The 21,321-nt window shown below is 58.2% G+C and carries 21 protein-coding genes and 3 pseudogenes; 5 read left to right on the top strand and 19 right to left on the bottom strand.

The window, feature by feature from the left end; genetic code table 11:
* Positions 1-627: 627 nt before the first annotated feature.
* The gene (locus KRZ98_RS12855) at positions 628-1,404 is read left to right on the top strand and encodes a general stress protein (protein ID WP_217673911.1); all 777 of its coding nucleotides are present in this window, start codon (positions 628-630) and stop codon (positions 1,402-1,404) included.
* Positions 1,405-1,472: 68 nt separating this feature from the next.
* On the opposite strand, the gene KRZ98_RS12850 is transcribed toward KRZ98_RS12855, so the two are convergent.
* The 5 genes from KRZ98_RS12850 to KRZ98_RS12830 form a co-directional block, all read right to left on the bottom strand.
* Entirely contained in the window at positions 1,473-1,976 is a 504-nt protein-coding gene (locus tag KRZ98_RS12850) for a ferritin-like domain-containing protein (RefSeq protein WP_217673910.1), read from the bottom strand.
* Positions 1,977-2,103: 127 nt separating this feature from the next.
* Entirely contained in the window at positions 2,104-2,586 is a 483-nt protein-coding gene (locus tag KRZ98_RS12845) for a response regulator (protein ID WP_217673909.1), read from the bottom strand.
* 2 nt (positions 2,587-2,588) lie between these two features.
* Complete coding sequence (locus KRZ98_RS12840) at positions 2,589-3,569, bottom strand: sensor histidine kinase (protein WP_217673908.1); 981 nt, start codon at positions 3,567-3,569, stop codon at positions 2,589-2,591.
* Between the two features lie 101 nt (positions 3,570-3,670).
* Positions 3,671-4,747, bottom strand: a complete 1,077-nt coding sequence (locus KRZ98_RS12835; protein WP_217673907.1) for a DUF3616 domain-containing protein — start codon at positions 4,745-4,747, stop codon at positions 3,671-3,673.
* A 77-nt stretch (positions 4,748-4,824) separates the two neighbouring features.
* Positions 4,825-5,637: a DUF1206 domain-containing protein gene (locus KRZ98_RS12830; RefSeq protein WP_217673906.1), complete on the bottom strand. Its 813-nt coding sequence runs from the start codon at positions 5,635-5,637 to the stop codon at positions 4,825-4,827.
* A gap of 748 nt (positions 5,638-6,385) precedes the next feature.
* On the opposite strand from KRZ98_RS12830, the gene KRZ98_RS12825 reads away from it, so the two are divergent.
* Positions 6,386-6,637 carry a hypothetical protein gene (locus tag KRZ98_RS12825; RefSeq protein WP_217673905.1) on the top strand — a complete coding sequence of 84 codons (252 nt, stop codon included), beginning with the start codon at positions 6,386-6,388 and terminating at the stop codon, positions 6,635-6,637.
* A 314-nt stretch (positions 6,638-6,951) separates the two neighbouring features.
* On the opposite strand, the gene KRZ98_RS12820 is transcribed toward KRZ98_RS12825, so the two are convergent.
* Positions 6,952-7,713 carry a Crp/Fnr family transcriptional regulator gene (locus tag KRZ98_RS12820; RefSeq protein ID WP_217673904.1) on the bottom strand — a complete coding sequence of 254 codons (762 nt, stop codon included), beginning with the start codon at positions 7,711-7,713 and terminating at the stop codon, positions 6,952-6,954.
* Positions 7,714-8,020: 307 nt separating this feature from the next.
* On the opposite strand from KRZ98_RS12820, the pseudogene KRZ98_RS12815 reads away from it, so the two are divergent.
* Positions 8,021-8,170 (top strand): annotated as a pseudogene (locus tag KRZ98_RS12815) (IS110 family transposase); the annotation flags it as partial.
* Here KRZ98_RS12815 and KRZ98_RS12810 read toward each other — a convergent pair.
* The 6 genes and pseudogenes from KRZ98_RS12810 to KRZ98_RS12780 all read right to left on the bottom strand — a co-directional run bounded on the left by KRZ98_RS12810 (position 8,165) and on the right by KRZ98_RS12780 (position 13,707).
* A complete protein-coding gene (locus KRZ98_RS12810; protein WP_217673903.1) occupies positions 8,165-8,599 on the bottom strand; it encodes a DUF1810 domain-containing protein in 435 nt (144 codons plus the stop codon). The pseudogene KRZ98_RS12815 and the gene KRZ98_RS12810 overlap by 6 nt on opposite strands.
* Before the next feature lie 195 nt (positions 8,600-8,794).
* Positions 8,795-9,241, bottom strand: a complete 447-nt coding sequence (locus KRZ98_RS12805) for a PA2169 family four-helix-bundle protein (protein WP_217673902.1) — start codon at positions 9,239-9,241, stop codon at positions 8,795-8,797.
* Between the two features lie 69 nt (positions 9,242-9,310).
* A pseudogene (locus tag KRZ98_RS12800) lies at positions 9,311-10,800 on the bottom strand (IS3 family transposase).
* Between the two features lie 490 nt (positions 10,801-11,290).
* The gene (locus KRZ98_RS12790) at positions 11,291-12,109 is read right to left on the bottom strand and encodes a hypothetical protein (protein ID WP_217673900.1); all 819 of its coding nucleotides are present in this window, start codon (positions 12,107-12,109) and stop codon (positions 11,291-11,293) included.
* A gap of 547 nt (positions 12,110-12,656) precedes the next feature.
* Positions 12,657-12,866 carry a hypothetical protein gene (locus KRZ98_RS12785; protein ID WP_217673921.1) on the bottom strand — a complete coding sequence of 70 codons (210 nt, stop codon included), beginning with the start codon at positions 12,864-12,866 and terminating at the stop codon, positions 12,657-12,659.
* Between the two features lie 508 nt (positions 12,867-13,374).
* A complete protein-coding gene (locus KRZ98_RS12780) occupies positions 13,375-13,707 on the bottom strand; it encodes a polyhydroxyalkanoic acid system family protein (protein WP_217673899.1) in 333 nt (110 codons plus the stop codon).
* 524 nt (positions 13,708-14,231) lie between these two features.
* Here KRZ98_RS12780 and KRZ98_RS12775 point away from each other — a divergent pair.
* Entirely contained in the window at positions 14,232-14,528 is a 297-nt protein-coding gene (locus KRZ98_RS12775) for a hypothetical protein (protein WP_188063192.1), read from the top strand.
* A gap of 492 nt (positions 14,529-15,020) precedes the next feature.
* On the opposite strand, the gene KRZ98_RS12770 is transcribed toward KRZ98_RS12775, so the two are convergent.
* From KRZ98_RS12770 to KRZ98_RS12740, 7 genes and pseudogenes are all read right to left on the bottom strand, one after another.
* Entirely contained in the window at positions 15,021-15,317 is a 297-nt protein-coding gene (locus KRZ98_RS12770) for a hypothetical protein (protein ID WP_217673898.1), read from the bottom strand.
* Between the two features lie 23 nt (positions 15,318-15,340).
* Positions 15,341-15,679, bottom strand: a complete 339-nt coding sequence (locus tag KRZ98_RS12765) for a hypothetical protein (RefSeq protein ID WP_217673897.1) — start codon at positions 15,677-15,679, stop codon at positions 15,341-15,343.
* A 342-nt stretch (positions 15,680-16,021) separates the two neighbouring features.
* A complete protein-coding gene (locus KRZ98_RS12760; RefSeq protein WP_368389824.1) occupies positions 16,022-16,204 on the bottom strand; it encodes a squalene--hopene cyclase in 183 nt (60 codons plus the stop codon).
* Between the two features lie 433 nt (positions 16,205-16,637).
* Positions 16,638-17,021: a response regulator gene (locus KRZ98_RS12755; protein WP_217673896.1), complete on the bottom strand. Its 384-nt coding sequence runs from the start codon at positions 17,019-17,021 to the stop codon at positions 16,638-16,640.
* Complete coding sequence (locus KRZ98_RS12750) at positions 17,018-18,094, bottom strand: sensor histidine kinase (RefSeq protein ID WP_217673895.1); 1,077 nt, start codon at positions 18,092-18,094, stop codon at positions 17,018-17,020. Before KRZ98_RS12750 ends, KRZ98_RS12755 begins: the two co-directional genes overlap by 4 nt.
* Complete coding sequence (locus KRZ98_RS12745; protein WP_217673894.1) at positions 18,091-19,530, bottom strand: ATPase domain-containing protein; 1,440 nt, start codon at positions 19,528-19,530, stop codon at positions 18,091-18,093. The genes KRZ98_RS12750 and KRZ98_RS12745 overlap by 4 nt, the downstream gene beginning before the upstream one ends.
* A gap of 349 nt (positions 19,531-19,879) precedes the next feature.
* Positions 19,880-20,110, bottom strand: a pseudogene (locus KRZ98_RS12740) (transposase); the annotation flags it as partial.
* A gap of 230 nt (positions 20,111-20,340) precedes the next feature.
* On the opposite strand from KRZ98_RS12740, the gene KRZ98_RS12735 reads away from it, so the two are divergent.
* Entirely contained in the window at positions 20,341-21,162 is an 822-nt protein-coding gene (locus tag KRZ98_RS12735) for an IS5 family transposase (RefSeq protein ID WP_217673893.1), read from the top strand.
* Positions 21,163-21,321 lie beyond the last annotated feature (159 nt).

Here is a 21,321-nt window from a genome sequence, read left to right as displayed (position 1 = left end):
CTTGCAGGGAGCAGCGGGGCCTCGACAAGAGTCGAAAGAATCTAGCGGGAGCCAAAAGTGATTGCGTCCGACATAATATTGACCGGCGGTCCACTCTATGGTTCCAAAGAAAATGGAGGTAATGGCCGCAGATTGCTCTGCGATCCCGCCGCTTTATCCCCCTACAGCATTCGGCGCGACACTGAGAGCACTTTCGAGCCAGCGCGTCGACCCCGATCGACCGTATCGCCTTGAACGACAACAGCCGGTCGCCGAGCAGCCGCACGCACCGCCGCTTTGTGTCGCGGTTTCACCAGCAAATGGCCAGTTTCGAGGCCCCGTCTGCTCTCGTCCGACTCACAACAGCATTCTGTCGCGAAATCAGTGCCGATTGAAGGGTCGTCCACACCAACTCATAGCTGAATGAGCGGCATGCCGAACGCCGTGTTGTCAACCATGGCAGCATTGCAGTCCTGCGCGGCCGCGCTTGACAGGCCATAAAGCGAAGAAGTGCAAAGATTCATGATTCACCCAATTTACGCGCGTGAACCAAACGCTGTGCTTGGGTGTTTGCACAGCACTACGCGGGTTGCGACGAATTTTAGCGTTCCGTGCAGTCGAAGCTAAAGTCTGATGGAGAGAGAAAAGATGAGCGACAATAATCGCAGCGGCATTGGCCATGACGATCCCAACCGTGGCCCCCTGGACCGGGCTGCAAATGCACTGGACGGCCGCGATGATCCTAACCGTGGTCCGCTTGACCGAGCCGCAAACGCCCTGCACGGCCATGACGATCCCAATCGCGGCCCGCTGGATCGGGCGGCCAATGCCATTTCGGGGGGAAGTGATGGCGTCAATGCCGCAATCGGAGGATCTCCATCGTCTACATCTGGTACCTACGACGCGACCGTGGTGTCAGCAGTTTTCGACACGCAGGAAGAAGCTGAGCGAGCCGTTTCGGAATTGCGGAACGCAGGCGTAAGCGACAGCGCGCTTTCGGTCATTGCTCAAAAGCGGGGCACGTTGACGACCCGCGATGTCGATGGCGAAATTACCGACGAAGAACATACCAACGTTCTTCGCGGTATCTTGGGCGGCGGGGCTCTTGGTGCAGGCTTAGGTGTGCTCGCCCTGGCAATCCCAGGAGTTGGGCCATTGGCGGCGCTTGGTGCTATCGCGGCCTCAGCCGTCCCGGAGGCACTCGCCATCGGTGCAGTTGCCGGTGCCGTCGTCGGCACGTTCAACGAGGTGCTGCTGAAGCACGGGGTGAGCGAAGAAGATGCCGCATATTACGGCGATCAGATGAAGAGCGGTGGCGTACTCGTCACTGTCACCGGGCAAGGCTCGGCAGGCGAGCGTGCCCGCGACATTTTGTATCGCAATGGTGGTCATTCCTCGTCGCGCGCTAAAGCGGCGGCTATCTAGGCTGGCCAACGCAGTGTAGCTGCCCTCCCAAATACCTCCCCCGACGACAGCGTCGGGGGAGGTATATATTATTCTTCCTTGGCGCCGATGTTGACAGTCGTTTCGGCAAGCCGTGTCATATATTCGTCCCCGCCGTATATTTCCTTGGTCGCCGCTTTCAGCTGTTTCTGATCGTCTTTTAGCCCGAGCGTGCCTGCGAAAGAGGCAGCGGTCCCAAAGCCCGCGATGCCATAGTGCGTCATCCGTTGATATTGGGTGATGATCACAGCATCGAGTGCTGGACCCTTATCTGGTGTTTCTTCCAGGACATGCTTGGTCGCTTCCGCCACCAGGCCCTCCATGCCTTTGCAATGCTCCTTCGATACTTTCTCGCCTGCGTTGGCGATCAGCTGCTTAACGATATCCGTATGGCTGGCGATGCCTTCCTGCGATTTCGTGAGCATCTGCTGCAGCTTTTCGTCTGATGCCTGCTTGCTGATCTTTTTCAGCACGCGCAGCATCTGGTCATTTGCAGACCACAAGTCCTTGAGCTCGTCGATGTACAGGTCTTTGAGGTCTTCCGGTTTAGACATGATCCAGCTCCATCCATATGTTGAACATACGCACAGCGGATGGCGCGAAGAAGGGTTCCGAACGCCAGGCGAATGATCAGGATGGCCTCGTCAGCCCCGCCAGATTGCCAAGACGTAAACTTTCAGATCAGTGCGCTCCGCGTGCGGAGAACGCGTGAACGATAGCGGTTTCCAGTTCGGCGGACTGGATCGGCTTGCGCAACAAGGACGCACCTTGAACGGCCGCCTCCACGCGCGGCCGAGCCTGCGCAATGCTGTAGCCAGTGATGAAAATCACCGGAGCCGAACAAGCAGACACGATGGTTGCGGCGGCGGTCACGCCATCCATGCCAGACCCAAGGTGAATGTCGGATATAATCAGGCCCGGCGCACGGACCAACGCAGCGGCAACGGCGTCCTCACCGCTGGCGGCGAGACTAATTGAACTAAAGCCTAAATCCTCAAGCAAACTCTCAACCATCCACGCGATCATCGCATCATCCTCAATCACAAGGAGATGCGCATCGAGCGGTACGCCAAGCATTCGACGGGCGTCACACGCGTTGCCAATGGATGGCGGATTGTGGCCGCTTGCGAAATCATACCTGGCAGCAGTTTCTAATTGATCCATCGTTACCCACCCGTCGTCGGCGTGAACGAAAACCTAAAGGTCAGCCCGTCGGGACGCCAATGCGTTTCTGATGTACCTTTAAGTTCGTGCGCTACGGTTCGCTCTATCATCTTTGTGCCAAAGCCCTTTCGTTGCAGCTGCTCCAACAACACCAGTCCCGTTTCCAACCACTCGATCGATAACCCCTTGTGGTCTACTGCCCAGCTTAAGGAAATATGGCCGTTCGGGACAGACAGGGCGCCGTATTTCAGGGCGTTGGTCATGAGCTCATGCAAGATCATACTGACACTGAGCACATGCTTGGGCTCCAGCAGGATGTTTGGACCATTCGCTGTCGCGCGAGGAGGGTCGGCAGTTGCCATCGTGCCCAGCAAATCGTCGACCAGTGTCTGCAGCGATGCGCGCTCCCAGGTCGCTGCTGTCAGAATTTCATGCGCCTTCCCCAGCGCCATCAGTCGTCCGGAAAAGGCAGGCTCAAAGTCGGCGAGGGAAGCACTGGATTTTGCAGTCATGTGCGCGATCCCTGCCACGACGCCCAACAAATTTTTAACGCGATGATTAAGCTCCCCGATCATCAGATCCTGTCGTAGAGCCGCCTCATGTCGCTCGCTAATGTCGCGCAGAAACCCGAGGAAAACGGGTTCGCCGAACTGGCTCGTCTGTGTGATCGACAGCTCCACGGGCAGTTCGCGGCCATCGCGATGCAAGGCGTGAATTTCGATATGCTGGTTCAGGACCGGCCCTTCTCCTGTTGCGAGAAAATGCGCCAGACCTTTTTCATGGTCAGCCCGAAACCGCTCGGGAATGATCAGGTCGCTCATCCGTCTGCCGCTGGCATCGCGGAATGACCAGCCAAAGGTTCTCTCCGCTACGTCGTTCCATCCAGCTATCGTGCCATCGGTTCGCATCACTACGACAGCGTCCAGCGCGGTTCTCAGGACGGAGCCAAGACTTTCGCTTCGAAGATCATGCAACTCGCTCATGCCGCGTGCGTACCTGCTGGGGAAATACCCGTCCAACATTATCCGTCGAGACTGCACCCGCCTTGCTTCTCCACAACCTGAAAAAAAGTGTAATATTCCCCTCAGGGCAACCGAAAGACGTCAGCGGTAATGGACCTTGCATCGAAATCGACGCGCTGCGGAGATGGACTATCGTAAATGACCATGAGACCCATTGCGCCGTCCTCCAGCTTCCACAGAGCCAGCCCCTCAGGATGATCCGACCCGCGACCGAACGGGAGTTCCAGAAGGCGCTCCGGGCGATGAAGGTGCACCTTGGATGGATCATGGGGCGGGTCGTTCACCCATCCTGGCCAGCGATAGATAGCGCAGGGACCGCTGAGCCCGGTCGTTGGTCCTGCCAGGATTAGTAGGTCATCGCCCAGACGCTTAAGATCCCGCACGCCCAAGCCCTCTAACGCGACGAGCCTGCGGACAGGATCGCCTTCAAGCCCCAGTACACCCTGACCGGAAACGCCGACTTCCAACTCTAGGATGACGCCATGCCCCCCTATGATTGGCCCACGCATGCCTAGAGCAACACGTGTACCAACCACCGCGATGCCTTCGATATCGACCCCGCCCTCCTTTGCGGGAATTTTTGTAAATGGTGCGATCAGCGGGTCCCGGGCAAGTGCAGCGGCCAGGGCGTTGCCGTCGCTGTCCTGGGGAAGAACGCCCGCTCGCCTGTGCCCATCGATACGAACGGGATGATGGGTCCCTAAATGCTCGACAAGCGGAATGCGCCCAAGAAGGCAGCGCGCGCGCGTATCCTTCAAGTCGGCAAGCAGCCGCAAATCGATCCGCTCGTCGTTGGCTTTTTCCACCTTTGGGCGGGCGCGCGCATGGCTGCCCAGAACCCACAGCCACCCATCGTCCGCGCTTAAACCCTCTAAATCTACTTCTTGGCCCGGATCGGCTAACGGCAGTAAATCGCCCAGATTGAACTGCGCGTGCTCGCTCCAATCGCCTGTGGCCGATCGGCCCAAGCGATCAATATCGGCATGTTCATCTGCGCCAAGAAAAAGGCTATCGCCGACCCGCGTGCCTGCAGAGAAGTTTCGAAGCGCTTTCTTCTTCTTGCCTTTGCCAAATTGAAGGACAATCCGCTCGATAGGCACAGCCGGTGCGCTCCAACCGCTCGACCAAATGTCATTCATCGTACAATCCTTGGGCAAGATATCCGGGCCGCTCTCCGTCCGTCGCATCGATAGGAAAATGCACTGCACCCGCGGCGCTACTTGGAAAAATTTGGCTTCGTGACCTTAATTCGGCGATACTTGGCCTCGATCAGGCTGAACAGACCGAAGAGGGCCAAGCCAAAGGCAACTAACCCTAAAAGAATAGCGCCATAATCCTGCGCCCGCAATTGCTTTAGCGCCTCTCCCAGACCACCCGCACGGTTCGCATCGTGATTGAGCGCGGCCGAAATCACGAACCAGCTGATCAGGGCGAATATCAAGGCGCGGGCGGCATATCCGAAGCGTCCGATCCAGCGCACATAGTCGGGCGCGGGAACATCCCCGTCTAGCTCGTCGAATCGCGCCTTGTACGCCTTCAGCGCTTGCGCGGCGGCAACGACAAAAAGTAGCATCCCAACAAAGACAAGGAGGAACGTGCCGCCTGGCTGTTCCAGCAACCAGGCCGACCAGCTTTGCGCGCTCTGATCGCCCGGGCTGCCTTCCTGCGCGGACGACTGTTTGAGCGCGAGCCGTGCCGCCGCAACAGCCAGCACGAGGTGGGTGAGCCCGCTTAAGGCATATCCCACGCGTTCGAACTTGCCCTTATGATCGCGGCTGCGGTTCTCGGGGTCGGTTATCGCCTCGGTCAATCGCCAAACGGCATAGCCAGCGAACCCCAGCGCGCAAATCCCGAGTAAAATATTTCCAAGCGGGGCGTTGGCTAATGCTCCCAATGCACCCTGATTGTCCGTGGGTTGGCCGCCGTTGACCGCAACGTCCAGCGCGAACCAGCCAATCAGTACATATACCAGGCCGCGCGCCGCAAAGCCGATACGCGCAAATAAGGTCATCCGTTCATTGTAATTCATGCCGCCCTCCAGAAGGAAGGAAATGCGCGGTAACTGCGTCCGTTCCCTGCAACCATGGGTGACGCCGCCAACCACGGCTTCAGAATCTCGTCATTTGCGCTACGGTGCAGCCGACCGTAGCACCGCTGCCGGGCTTGGCCCCGATGGTCGGCCCATCCCTTGCGATGGAAGCGCCACATAGGCCGTGCGGATTAGAGCGTGTCGTATATCGCCTGTGTGGCGTCGCGCAGGGTTTTGCCCTGCTCGGTTCCCGCTGAACCCACCACCCGGACAACTACCCGCAACACACGATTGGCGATGCAGATCTTTGAACGTGCGAGCGGGATTGGTGACAAGGGACTGGCCCCAATCCACGCAACGGCCGCTGCCAATGCCAGACGGTTGAAACGCCGCAGACATGAGCCTGACGTTGCCCATGTCCGTGCACGGGATCAAAAGCGTGCGGCTTTGCGCCTTCGTCGCCGAGGTATCCCGAGGAGCAGCTCGACGCGCCGTGGTGAGCATCATGGGAGATCGAGCGGGCGTCGCATAGAGGCACCAAGGGCGGCTAGGTTGCACAGGCTATGCTCGTGCGCAAGAACCTGCGTGTTGAGATCGAGTAGAATGCTCCCAGCCGCCAAGTCTTTGTGCACCAATGGCCTTTTGTCTTCTCTGGCAAGTGCCTGGTCGCGCACTGCCAGATCGGCATGTTTCTTACTAACCTGCTCTTCTCAAAGGAACCGCATGGGATTCAGAGCGTCTTTGCTCTATGGATGGCGCGCTCACCCTCTTTCTCGTGATCTTTGGATGCAGTGACGATATGTCGCGATGTCAGCGCATCGACACGCCGCCAACAACCTTCGCATCTGCTTCAATCTGTAATTCCCAGGAACCTGCGGCCCTGGCGACCAAGGAAGCCATGTCGGCAGATTACCCAACCATCATTGCCAGATGCGTCAATGGTAAACAGCTGGCAGCCTGGGGCCTGAAGACGATCGATATGAGCAAGCTTTTGCGCTAAGTGGGCGGTCGCCGCCCAAGGAGGTGCAGGGCTTGGAATTCTGAACCACGCCTGTCAATGATAGCGAGACGCCGCTACCCGGCGACTCCATCCAACCCTGAAGCCTCGCGCTTTCGTTCTTACCAGCGGCTCAGCTCCGGAATATACTTTTAGGCGCGACAGTAGCACGGCTTCCCTGGCGGAACGCTGCGGAAAAAAAAGGGCCGATCCGCAGATCAGCCCGATAAGTTTTAGGAGAGGATGCCTGAAAGGCACGCTCCTTTTGTCCGGACCGCGGGCATGCGGCAAATGCTAAGGACGGCGTTGCGATTGCGTTATGGACAATCGCTCAATTGGACGCGGCTTGTAGATGTTGTTTTAATGTGTTGTGCCAAGTCCAAGTGGAGATAGGCCGGATCGAACCCGCACAACTTCCTAACCTTCTGAACACCAGCAAATGCCACACGGCCCGAGCGAAACGAAAACAGATTTTCGTCCCTAAACTGCTTCATCACGCGGTTTACGTGCACCGACGTAAGGCCCACGGCGTCGGCGATTACCTCTTGGGTCAGGGGGCAATCGAAACCGGTCTCATCAGCTAATCCTACGATGCTCAACCGTTCATGCAATTCGCAGATGAGCCATGCGACGCGATTATAGGCGCTCCGCCGACTGAGATTGGCAAGCCAGGCTCGGAGCAATCTCTGCTCTAAAAGCGACCCCGACAAAATGGACTGCAATTGATCAAAAGGCTGCCCAAACCCTACTGGTTTTTCAATCGATATGGGCTTCACGAGCGACGGGGTTAACGTACAGACGCTATAGTCGATCAGCGTACCATACATCGGGGTGCTCTCGCACACGTCGCCCGGCAAGAGGAACGCGCTGATCTGGCGCTTGCCATCTTTCATTATGTTGTAGCGACATGCCCAGCCCATATGCATCACGTGAATATAATCGAGTGCGGCGCCTTCTTTTATAATGGTGTTGTTTGCCTCCAAAAATAAGGTGCCCGCCAGTGCACCATTAGGAAGGCAGTGTTTCTTTCGAGCATGCAGATGCCCGAGATCACCAGCAGGGGTAGCCTGTAGATGCATAACACCTCACAATATTTGTTACGCCCGCAAACGTCCGTTCCCTGAAATGGTTTCCTGCTCACAGGCCATATCCATTTGATAGCGGACAACGCCGGGCTACGGCTCTGCAACCGGCTCAACCAATCCACCTCGGCGTGGCCCAGCTCCTTAAAACTGTTACCCTCCGCCACGCCATCCTGCTACCGCTTACGCAGTTCCTCTGCTGTCTTGCCGGCACGAACCCGGGGTCGGATTGGTCGACTGGGCCAAGCTGCCAATCAGTCGTGCCGCTTGTCTGGTTCAGCAATTACGCACTGAAGCCTCGCCTAGTGGCCCGCTTTCGACATGGTTCTACCATGCTCTATCGGACGAGGGAGTACCGGCGATCTTCATCGAAGCGCGCCACGCGCAGAAAATATTGGACGAGACGCTGAACAAGACCGACTCCAATGACGCCGATGGTTTGGCGCAATTAGCCGCGCCGCGCCAACAGCGCCAGCGTGGCGTCGTCGCGCACGCCACTGAACCAACGCTCCAGCGCGGCGCTGAATAGGCCGCCGCCTCCCGCCGCCTCGAACAGGGTTAGGGACGACCGCAGCTTCATGGCGTCCACATCGCCGAGCAGGCCCGCAGCGCTGTTGCCATGCGGCAGGTCCTGCAGCGCCCGCACGCATTCCCGCAGGCGCTGGCCCAGCGTCGCGTGTTCCAAGTAGGCGCGGGCCTGGTCCAGCGACGCGACGGCGTAGTGCTGGGCGGTCGGGCTGCGGCCCAGACCCATAAGCTGCGGGAAGACGAACCACATCCAGTGCGTGGTCTTCCTGCCCCGGTGCAACTCGGCAAGGGCGGTGGCGTAAGCGGGGTGTTGGGCGTCGAGGAAGCGCTGTAGGTCGTGCGGATCATTGGTCATGCCGCTATGACGCGAAAAAGGGGCGGACGTTCCATAAAGCCGCTTTGTGCCACTGTTTGCTGTTAGATGCCGGATTTCATTTCCCGAAAGCGGACGCCCATCGCTATTTCGAAGGCACCGTAAATGACGGAGGAGCTGTCGGTTAGCCGTCGTCCATACGAATAAGGCCGCCCGCAAAGGGGCGGCCTCAACCAATTATGCCATGCTGTGCTTTAGCGCGCTCATTTTATCGTGACCCTCTTTGACCGATACGAACGCCCTTTCTACGACAGCCCGCGACGACGGATCCAAGTCCGTGTCGCGCAGCGCGCCTTCAAACTTGGCCTTGATGTGATCTTCACCACGCTCCACTTCCTGAATAATTGCTTTGTCGTCCTTGCCAGTGAACGCCTGCTTCAGGTCCATGAAGGTCCGGTGAGCCGCTGCGAGGAAGCTGCTGTCGTCCTCGGGATTTCTACCAAGACGGCGAACTTCGGCCTGAAGATCGGTCGCTGCTGCGCTACGGTCTCGTGCGAAATCTGCGAACATCGTCGCGAATTGCGTGCTTTCAGCATCCTTCGCAGCGTCCTGATAACCCTTCATGCTATCGAGGGTGGTCTTGATCAGCCCGTTCAACGTTGAGATCGTACTATCTGTGGTCATGATGTTTCCTCCTTGGGGGAAATGCATTACGGAACGTGTCAATGATTGTGAGACAGCCGGGTCGTGAGATTAAGCTAGCGTATTTCGCCCGTTGGCTGGTGGATTGATCCAGACCGCTGTTGGTTTCTGTGGCGGTCGTGGTGCTTGATTGACGAAGCGCTCCGGGTTTGCGCGGAAGGCTTTGTCGAGGATCGCCTGACGGGCGGCGTAGACTTCATCTGCTTGGCCGTAATGGACCTGATCGGGCGTCATAAGGCCGATACCGAGATGATGATGGTCTTGGTTGTACCAGTCGAAGAAATGGCGGCAGAACGTCTTTGCGTCCTGGGCACAGCCGAAGCGTTTGGGGAACTGCGGCTGATATTTCAATGTCTTGAAGTGGCTCTCCGAGAAGGGGTTGTCGTTTGAGGTGTATGGCCGACTGTGCGATTTGGTGACACCCAGATCGGCTAGCATCAGCGCGGTGACCTTGGCCTTCATCGATGGACCACGGTCGGCGTGTAGGGTGAGTTGGCCTGGGGAGATCCCATGCTTGGCGACGCTGTCTTCGAACAGTGGCTTGAACAGAGCGGCGCTTTCGGTGTCGGCGACATGCCATCCAACTACGCGGCGGCTGAATATATCAATGATTACATATAGGTAGAAGTAGGTCCATTTGCTTGGCCCCATGAGCTTGGTGATGTCCCATGACCAGACCTGATTAGGGCCTTGGGCAAGCAGTTCGGGTTTCTGATAAACAGGGTGGCGAAGCTGCTGACGGCGTTCCCGCACTTCCTGATGCTCGTGGAGGATCCGGTACATTGTGCGGATCGAACAGTGATAGATGCCCTGGTCGAGCAGCGTGGCGTAGATCTCGGCAGGTGCAAGGTCGGCAAAGTGCGGCTCTCGCAGCAGATCGATGATGTGCTCACGCTTGGGTCCGAGGATCTTACGCGCCGGCGCTGGCCGCAGGTGGCGAGCAGCGGGAGGTCGAGTCGCGGCGACCTGATGACGATGAAAGGTCGCACGCGACACTCCCAGTCCGTCACAAGCCGCCGCGATAATGCCCGAGCTGCTACCTAGTGTGGCCAGCGCATCCATCACGGCTTCTCGTCGTCCTCGATCGGGAAGCCTATCAAAAGCGCGACTTTTTTTTGAATTTCGATCACAGCTTCGGCACGCTCGAGCCGTTGCTGAAGGCGTTTGTGATCTCGTTTCAGTTGGGCATGTTCTGCCGACAGCGGATTGGATGCCATCGGCTTTGGACCGCGCTTCACGGGGCTCAGACCTTCATACGCCCCGGCAGCGCGCAGCCGCCGCCACTCAGTGATCGAGGAGGAATAGATTCCTTCACGCCGCAAGATGGTGCCGATCGCCCCTGGTGTGCCAGCGGCACGATCAATCTCGTCGAGGATTTGCAGCTTGTATTTGGCGCCGAAGTTCCGCCGCTGCGGGCGGTCGGACAGCTCGGGCGATACCGCCGCAGGCGCTGCCACCAGCGTCGGCCTCCGGCCTTCCTCGGTGGCAGCGCCTGCGGCGGCGGAGTTCGTCTCGTCGTTTGGAATACGTGGCATAACCATCGTGATATCTCATCCGCGCCCTCAAGGCTAAATTACCGGCGGTGCTTTGTCTCATCATCGTTGGCACGGAGGGTTAACCATCTACCAGCGAACACGATCCATTTAGGGCGAAACATCGTCAGCTATAGAGCTTCACGCACGAGACTTCTGCTGGGAAGCCGCACTTGTCCGGTGTGCGCCACTACACGCCATTGGATCGAATTTTCATTTGCTTGGAACCGGACATTCCCGGTGGCCGTGGTTCATGCCACCGACCGCCCTTGGGACTTACCCGTCGTTCGCGCAAGGCTGATGGCGAACGACGGGTTCCAGCAGAATTTGAAGTGCGGGGGACTCCCAGCATTTTAACCTAAACAAGTTTGGCTCACTGCGGTATTGGCAGATTCAGGCAACGGACCCGAAATAGCAGTCGTTGCTACTTCATGTGCCGAAAGCGAGTGCCGACCTGATCGAGACGTTCGACCGTCTTCCGACAAACGACGACCGCTGCTTAGTTCGCGCTGCTCTCGGTAAGTCTCTTACTAACTGTAAAAGCCTCACCTGCGGTCAAATTCATCACATTCGGCCCGGATATAGGTAATTGCGTACCTGCAAGTGGTGCGTTCGCCTTAAACATCGTGCGTGTGAGGGGAACTGGGTCGCCTGTGACAATCAGCTTTGTGCCTTTGAACGATTCGTCACGTGAATAACTGCCCCCGCCCACGACAGCGCCGAAGGCGCCGGCGAGACCTCCATTAGCCTTCTTATATCGTTCAACCTGCAACAGGTAGATCGAGATGTTGTCAAACAGGAAGAAGTCGGTCACTGCGGCGTCCGCAGACTGCAATATCTGCTTGAACTGGTTCTGGTAAAGGTCTGCGAACCACGGCTGCACATTCGCTCCACTTTGAGCAATAGGAGCCAATCTCTGACGGGTCACAAGCTTCACTGAAACTTTGTAGATGTCCGATTTCGCAGCATTGAGAGAAAAGCCGAGGAACGAGATACTCCCGTCTGCCGATGTTTGGAAGTTGTGCTCACATGTCGATATGTCGGGACTTCCTGCGTCTGAAGTGATTAGAGGAAGCGGCAGCGGGACTCTGACTAAACCAGAGCCGATCGTTCCATCATCGTTTAGGACTTTCCCCGTGTAAACCACACTTCCGAGTAGCAAAATTGGATTGCTAGACTTCGTCAGTGAACCGATATCCCGCCCCTGCACACAGCCTGTGAACAAATCCTTGGAGAAGGCACTAATGGCGACGTCGGCTCGCGCCGGTACCGAGAAAAATGCACAAATTAGCGTTATTGCTGCACAGTGATATTTCATAACCACCCCCATTTACCGGAAAACTTGCCAAGTGATAGCGTGAAAGGCCAAGCAAGCGTAGCTCAATCTTCAGCCGTGGTCAGAGTTGACACCATCCGAGGTGTGAATTCGACTTTTCATGATCCTTGGCGTAGATTTGAATAACGCAGTAGCCAAACGGCAGGTATCCATGTTCGGGCTCCGAAAGCCGCCATTCCGAGATCGGCCATAACTACGCCCTAAAACGGCTCAGTGCCCGCTTCCACTCGCGCTCGTCCGGCATCCTGAGCCGCACGTCGTTGGCCTGCTCTCGAACCAACTCTAGCCGTGCCGGTCGCACGCGCGTGCCAATCTGCCGCGCACATTCTCGGCACCAAAATCGCTGACGGGCAGCCTCCAAATGATCGTCCCAGCCCTTGCGGTGGAAAAGCCACCACAGCCCATGCGGATTGAACGCCGCGCTGTGCGGACATCGGCTGCACACCACGCGCACAGCGTAGTGCCAGGCGGCAGCCTCAAGAATTTGCGTCGCCCGGCGCGGGCCCTCTCTATTCTGGCTCACCGGCCGTTACATCAGCCGACCGTCGCCGGTGTCGGAAAGCAACATGCTGGCTTGGCGTGCCGCCGCCAGAGCGTTACGGTAATGGACCGTCTCGCACCGCTCAGCTTCCTCGAAGCCTACCGGTGCCCACTCCTGCCCCGGGTACACCGCGTCGTATATGGCGCGGGTGGCGTCCCGAAGAACATTCTGCCGCGCCTTTGCACAGTCCGGGACGATTACCTTGGCCAGATTCTGGCAGTCGTAACCAAGCTGGCGTAGCAAGCCAGCCCCGTAGCTATAGAATGATTTAACATCCGCGTCATGACGTTCTCCTCCGCGACTCGACGTGGCGGTTATAGAACAAATAAGGAACACGCAAAAGACGGTACCTGGCGTTTAACTTGGGCCAGTCCAGATTCTGGGAAACTGTTCGGACAGTAGCGTCGTTTAGCCCACTCTATTGGAGAGCAAAGCAATGACCCACAAGCCAGCCGTGCCGCCCGGCAGCACACCGCCCTATCCCGCGCATCCCGCGCCGCACGCACATAGCGCACAAGCCGATCCGTTGGCTCGAGGCACCGACAACGAGCAGGACGCGCCCCAGGCGGCTGGAAGGGTCACCGCACTAGGGGCAGCGGTTGGCATAGGCTCGGCGGCTATTGTGGCAGCGCTGCTATACGTTCGGCACAGACGAGCATGACGTAAAGCTGAAATTCCTTGATCGTGAATGGACAGTCCGGCGCGATCATTCCTTTTCTGCAGAGTTATCGTCCAGCACCAGCCGCTCGCCCTGCTTTCGAACGATGGCTGAGATCGGACCCGCCATCAGCGCGAGCATGCCGGGCAGTTCCAGCGTAACCCGCAGCATATTTTCCTCAGCGTCTACAGTGCACGGCACTTCCACCCCCATAGTCGCCACGGTCAACGCCAGACGGTCGGCGCTAGGCCAGGAGTGTGTCACGGTGGCAGCGCCGCCGGGGATGTGGGACGCCAGCTTGCCAACGCCCCTGGCCATGCGGCGGCGGACCTCCTCGCGGTCAAGGCTATGGGAAATGTCGATTGTGGTTGGATTGGGCATGGCTAGGGGACGCGCGGCTGCAGGGGTTGTTCCGGCAATTGTCGATGGGTATCTTGCGAGCCCTATCGCGGACAGCAATGACCTTTCATTCCCGCCCGTTGGCCATCCGTCTGCCATAGCCTCCGCGCCGTCTGCCACCCATGTGGCACAGTAGGCGTCGAAGGGGTGGCAGACTAAACCACTCTAACAGCTCGCTAATTTCCGGTCTGCCACAGCTGCCATAGCTTATCTCTTTAATATTGCGGGAGAGATATAGAGGGAAAGTAACGTGGCCCTATAGACACCACCCTATTTATGGAGAGGGTCGAAGCCCCCAGATATGGCAGCTATAGCAGACAGACGCTCTGCAACCCGCGCAAAAGCTCGGTTTTTTCTGCCACTGTTGGGATGTCCAGCCGTGGCACCGGTATGGCAGAGCGATGGCAGGCGGCAGCAGTCGACCTTGCGTGTTAGCCCGGGCACCGGGCCTTGGGAGCCAAGTCTGCCTTTAATCGTTATGCTCGCTTACCAAAGGGAGAGACGGAATGAAGCGCACATCCACTATAGCAGCGGCTATCGGCCTGAGCCTGGCGCTGGCCGCCTGCGGCGGCAAGGGTGACGACAAGCTTGGCGAGCAGGTGCAGGAGGCAGCCGAGAACAAGGCCGACAAAATGGACGCCATGGCGGATAACATGAGCGGCACGGCCGAGGACATGATGCAAGCCAACGCTGACGCGACCCGAGAGGCAGGCGACGCCAAGGAAGAAGCCATCGACGACGCCGACGTTAACGCTGACGCGCTGACCCCGGCAGAGCGGGCGAAGATTGTAAATGGCAACTGACAGGATCTGGGCACCGAATTAAACCTTCGGTGCCCCTCTCGAGGTTTGTAAGTTCGCCCGCTTAAGCTCGGCCAGCGACGACCGTTCGTCGATGGCGTCATGTCGGCACTTTGGTCTTTCACCTCGTCGTGCGCCAACATACAGCTAGGGTCTATGCAACCACGAGAACCGCATGCCATAGTCTGATCCCGAAATATTCGAATCCCCGCTCTCGCGCACCGTAAGCCGCGACGGCATAACCGTTCGTGTCCACATATTTCGCTTGGAGAGCGAGCGTCTATGGGACTTGGAGGTTATCAACGACTGGTACGTCCATCGTGTGGGACCAGATGTTCAACAGTGATACCGCTGCCTTCGAAGCGTTTGCACGGGCGGTGGTCACCGAGGGGATGGCGACGTTTCTCGACGACGAGGACGACGTGCCAGCCGGGGCGACCCTACACTGAATACCGCCACTTTATTCCTTTGCTCGGCCCGTCGCAGAAAGCAGGGCTAACGAAGCATCCGTGTTGAACCATTTGTGCGGTCGCAGCATTGTGCATGCCGATGACCCTGGAAAACCAAATTCTTCAGCAGTTGGGGGCTGGCCCCATAGCTCTTCCAGAGTTGGCTGAGGTAAGCGACGAAGCGTTCCACCAGACCATAGCCGTAATGGTAGCGCGGCGTCAGATTTGCGTGCGCGACCAACAGGTTGCCCTTTTCTGGCATCGACACATGATTTTCAGCGGTGGGCAGCGCCCTTTTCAGAGTGTGCCGCGCACACCCGCCTGACGCGACGGTCGCCGGCATGTATGGGCGGGCAGTTATGACGGTCAGTCCGCGATATGCGTCAGCCGCGCGTCAAACCGTACGCCCGGTACCTGCTTAGACGTGCCGCGCAGCCGCAGTGTGGCGTCGTCGGTCCGGCCGCCGATCTCCACGACGATGTTGTTAAATCCCAGCACGTTCATAACAGCACCGGGCACCCGCCGATGCTGCGTCACGCTGACCTGCATGGTCAGCAAGTCGCCGTCCTCCTCGTACTTGCCCACGTATGCGTTGCCGCTGTCGCCGCCGCGCAGCTTGCCACCTTCCTGCAGGGCCAAGGCGCCGAAGTCGACGCCGTAGCTGGAGGTGAACGCGATCTTGTACAGGCCCTTTGGGAGGGACATTCTCTGGCTCCTGCTGTTGGGCAGCGGGTCCGGAGGGCCGGGCGTGGGGCCGGGTCCGGTCCGGCTGGGGATGTGTGGGAGTCGATAGCGGGATGGATTGAGGGGGACCAGTGATGGCAGGGACTGGCCGTTTCAGTCGGTCGGCTTACCGGCGGGTAGCTGCGAATAGTTGCCGTTCCGGTGTCGCGCTCTGGCCCAAGGAGAGAGCGATAGCTGTCAGTCACCCCTCGACCAGTTGCAGGCGTTCCAGTAGGGTGACACCTTGCGCCACAGTTGCAGGAACATTCGGTTCACCGATAACTCCGGAATATGATGCCTGTGGCCGCCTGTGCCTATCAATTTCTATCGTCTCATAGCCAGCGCGGCCATGCCGGTCGCTTCGTCGTTCATGAGGGGGTAGGCGTCCGTCCCAAGCTTGCGGTCCATATTGATTAACCCTTCTGTTACTGCGCCGTCCTTACCTTGATGAGCAGCCAGCCAAGCCTGTGCCGGTTTGAGCGCCAATGCTCGATCCTGCGGCTTCACGCAGAATTACCGCGAATTTGGCAATCGTATATCCGTCGCTGCCCTGCGGCAGAGTTGAACCATCAATCCTCTGCCAGTTTAACAGGCGTGGCAAATTCCATCCGCAGTCTACATGCTGGAATGCGACCAGATTTCTCGATTTCGCTTGCGCTGGTCTTGCCTGGGGGCTTCAATCGAAGGCTTTGGCGCAATCGCATATCGACGCAGATCTTTTGGTAGAATTGGCGCCGGAACATAGTGGCCGTTCCGCTATTCTGGACAGTACCCCGTCTCCATGCACAAGCCCAGCAGGCCATGACCGACGCCGTGAAGAATGTCGCCAAACTGCACCTCTAACCGGTAGCAAAGTGAAGAAGAAGACTGACCGGAATCAGGAGCGAAAAATTCGGTAACGAATGTCTCCTAAGTGTCGTTCTCTACCCGTGGATGTGGATTAAATCCGCCTCTCCAGACGCTGGATTTTGCCCGCGAAATCCTCAGCGACGATGGGTTTGATGATCACCGCGATAACCCGGTCGGCATATAGATTTGCGACGTCCTGCTGGCCTGTCACGAAGATCGACGGGATTCCCCGCTCTTTCAACCATGCAGCCGCATCGGGACCGGTGCGTCCATCAGCCAGATCGATATCCACAAGCGCGCCATCTATGTGCGTCGCGGCAGGGTCAGCCTTCAGTTGGGAGAAGCTGTCGGCAAAACCCGCCAGAACATGGCCTGCATCCTCAATCAGATGTTCGATATGAAACACGATCAGGGGATTATCTTCGATGCAATAGATCCGCAGTGGCTTGCGAACGCCGATGGTGTCTGATGTCATAAGCCCGAAACGCTGTCCGGTGCCTCCGGGTTGCAGGCGACGCGCGCCAATGGTCCCTTAATCTCGCATCGAAGGCCATCGGTCGCGAACATGATGTCGGGCTTGACACCGAACAGGCCACCGAGAGCCGCACGTAAATAGCGCGTCCCATAGCCGGAGCGCGACGGCGCGACTACAGGCGGTCCACCCGTTTCCTGCCACAAGACAGACAAGTCAGGACCCAGGTCCGGCAGTATGTCCCAATGGAACGCAACCTGGCCGTTCGGCACGGACAACGCACCATATTTGATCGCGTTGGTCGTAAGTTCATGCAAGCAAAGCGCGAGCGTCGTACCCGCCTCGCGCGTTAGCATGACTGACGGGCCGGAGGCGTCGATCCGGCTGATCCCCATCTGCCGATAGGGATCGAACGTGAGCTGTGCGATCTCGGCGATCGAGATCGCTTCTCCCTTTGCCTCGAATACGGCGGAATGCACGTTGGACAGTGCGGTCAGGCGCGCGCCGAAATCATCCGCAAGCCCGTCCACACTCGTCGCGCCGCGGCGCGTCATCTCGAAGATGGAAAACACGCTGGCGAGGATATTCTTGACCCTGTGGTTCAACTCCCGCCGAAGTTCGATCTCGCGCTCGATATGATCGCGCACTTCCCTCTGACGCATTCGCGCCAGCAGCGCCGACTGGATGCCGCTGACCAGTTCGACTTGAGTGAGCGGACGCTGATAGAAAAGCTGGCGCGACCGTGGCCATGCCGCCGCCAGCTGGCCACGGATTCGACTGTTCGGCGACGCGCGGTCAAGCAGGACCACGATCGGCATGTCGGACCATGGCGGCTGGGCGTTCAGATGCCTGGCGACGATATCGATGAGGGTCGGGGTCAATGCTTCATGAGTCGTCACGAACACGCCCGGTCCAGCCGCTAGATACGCCGTCAGTTCGTCCGCCGAGATGCATGTCGCGACGCCCATGTCATATTCGGCAAGCAACTGACCCAGATAGGCCGCGTCCCGTCGATAAGGCGCAAGAATAAGGACCTGGTCCAGCGCACCCGGCTCGGCCAGATCGCTGCTACTCATGGCGTTGGCAGCGGATTGAACGGGACGACCCTGACGCCGTCGCTTTCGATCAACAGCTCATGAACATTCAGGTCATGGGGGCCATGGCGTTTCTTGACGACGGTGATGTTGCGTCGCAGACGACCATCATCCTCCATGATCCGCAGCAGAAGTACCGTGTCGCCGAGGAAGCTGACATCGACATCGATGCCGACATTCTGGCCAAGCAAGCCGTGCTGGGCGACGATGAGCATGGTCAAAACGCCCGAACGCGCCAGATATTTGAGGAGAGACTGAATATCGCGCACCGCCTTCTCGCGGTGCGGCAACGAGTTGAGGTAGCCTGTGAAACTGTCGATCACCACGACGCGGGTCTTGAAATCCTTGACGATCGATTGTGCGATCTGAGCAAATTCGCCGGGCGATATCTCGTTGGGATTGAAATCCCGGATGATCAGCTGACCGTCTTCATGAAACTGCCGCAAATCCATGCCGAGGCCTTCCGATCGCCGGAAGAAGGTCTCCAGGCGTTCCTCGAACAGGAATAGCGCGACCGCTTCGCCCCGTTTGAGCGCTGCGGTTGCATAGAGCGAGGCCATGGTCGATTTGCCGGTCCCGGACTGGCCGATGACCAGAGTGGTGGTGCCCGATTCCTGGCCGCCGCCAAACATGTCATCGAGCGCATCGACGCCCGATTTGATCAGCTGCGGCTTGCGGGTATCGACGGCTTCGCCGGGAATGATTCGGGGGAAAACGACAACGCCTTCGCCTTCACGGATCGCCATGTCGTGATAACCGTCGGCAATCGGCACGCCGCGCATCTTGCTGACCTCAATCCGCCGCCGCACGGAGCCATAATCCTGCAGCGATTTGTCGAAACGGATGACGCCATGGGCAATGCCTTCGACCTCTTCTCCGTTGGGCGCCGCCTCATTGGTCTGGGTATCCAACAGCAGCGCGACGACCTTGCGCTGCGCGAGAAACGCCTTGAAGCCGAGCAGCTCGCGGCGGAACCGCGGTGTATCGCCCGTGATGAGCCGTATCTCCAGCAGCGAATCATAGACGAGGCGGTGTGGCTTATGCTCCTCGATCGCCAGCTCGATCGCCTGGCGCGTTTCGTCGAGCCGAAGTTCAGCGGTCTGGAAGATGGTCTGATCGGCGGCGCCATTGACGGCGTCAGATGCCGACAATTCCTCTATCCGAATGCCGTCTAGCGACCAGCCATAGGACTGGGCGATGGATTTCAGCTCAGCCGCAGTCTGGGAAAGGCTTACATAAATGCATCTTTCCCCGGCCTCTACGCCCGCGCGCAGGAATTGCAGAGCGGCTGTCGTCTTGCCAGCGCCCGGCGCGCCCTGAAGCATATAGAGGTTGGATGCGGGCAGTCCGCCGCGCAGGATTTCATCAAGTCCTGCCACACCTGTCGCGACCACAGGCTGGGCTTTACGCTTGCTCACACATGTCTCCTCGTTTGGGATCAGATCGCACAATCACCCCTGATTTGCCAGTAAGACGGAGAGGAGTTCTCACGCCTCTGATTAAAAAACGAATGCCTCTTCGCGTTGAACCAGGCGGAACATTCTTTTCTTTATCTGATCCCGCGAGAAAAAAGATTCTGTGGCTCGCGTATCAATTGAACTGGCCGGCTCTGCCTCGCGCGTGGCTCATCCAACTCCTGCGGCCTGCCTTTGACACAAAATAGTAAGACAATAATGACATATGATATGGGAGCGGCCCTGGGTCGTGTCCCACAGGCTGGTGTAGCGTGGGCCTATCCCCGCTTATTTCTGCTTCAGTCTGAGCCGATCATGTGCCGGGCACAGCCGATAGTATGACGATGGGATTTTCGCTGAGCGACGCCATGGTTTCAAGCGTCATGTAACGGGCACGCTGGACTGTCCATTCATCACTCTGCTCCATGAGGATAGCGCCGACGAGGCGGGTGATGGCAGCTTGGTTCGGGAAGATGCCAACGACCTCGGTCCTGCCCTTGATTTCACTGTTGAGCTGCTCGATCGGATTCGAGCTGTGCAGCTTAGCGCTTGTCGTGCAATCCGCCGTTCCGACAGTGCTTGTAGTGCATGCAGGCTGGGCGATTCAGGACCCAATATGGCCCCAATGCCACATGCGACAAATTATGTATTTTGCCACGGACGGTTATTTCAGAGCCCGATCCGAAAATAAGTTGAGTGGTATCAGCGGGTTAGCTTGACGCTTGCCGCAGTCGTTGATTCAGGGGTTTTGCAACAAACTTCCGGAGATCAACGATGTGGACCGATACCACTCGGGCGCAATATGCCCGCGCGGGACTGACTTTGCCAAGCGATTTGACCGATGCCGAATGGTCGGTGCTCGAACCTTTCTTGCCGCCACCCTCCCACGTAGGCCGTCCGCGCAAATGGCCGCTGCGACGGATCGTCGAGGCGATCCTGTATCTGCTGCGTGGGGGGCTGCCGTGGCGAATGCTGCCGCCCTGCTTTCCGCCGGTCTCGACGGTTCGGCGCTGGTTTTACCTGTGGCGCGATAACAAACTGTGGCTCTCGCTCAATCATACCCTGCTGTTGATGGCGCGTGAAGCGACGGGCCGCGAGGCTTGGCCCAGTGCTGGCGTGATCGATAGTCAGAGCGTGAAAACAACGGAAAGTGGCGGCCCTCGCGGCTTTGACGCGGGCAAGAAAATCAAGGGGCGCAAGCGCCACATCCTCACCGACACCGAGGGCCATTTGGTTCATGCGGTGATCCATACCGCCGACATTCAGGACCGCGACGGCGCGCCGCTGGTCCTGCGTGAAATCATCCACCGCTTTCCATGGCTGCGCCATGTCTTTGCCGATGGCGGCTACGCTGGCGACAAGCTCAGGGAAGCGCTCCGGCGTATCGGCAAATGGACTGTCGAGATCGTCAAGCGATCCGATGTTGCAAAAGGCTTCGTGGTTCTTCCGCGCCGCTGGGTCGTCGAGCGAACACTGGCTTGGCTGAACCGCAACCGCCGGCTCGCCAAGGACTTTGAACAGACCATCGCATCGGCAACTGCGTGGCTGTTCATAGCTTCCATCCAGCTATTCGCGCGTCGCATCGCAAGACTATGAAATTTCATCGGATAATTATGAATCAGGCTCTCAGCTCGACTTTGTACGATTAGGTGGCGAAGCATAGTGCTTGAGCCATACGTACGAGGCGGGTTGTCGGAATATAGTGCGGTTCTCGGTGCGGCGGGGATTGTTGATTAATGTCGCCGACCCAGAGCT

This window comes from Sphingobium sp. AS12 (genome assembly GCF_019097845.1).
GTDB lineage: Bacteria > Pseudomonadota > Alphaproteobacteria > Sphingomonadales > Sphingomonadaceae > Sphingobium.
The sequence above is the reverse complement of the archived record's forward strand: the minus strand, read 5'-3'. Positions and strand labels throughout refer to the sequence as shown.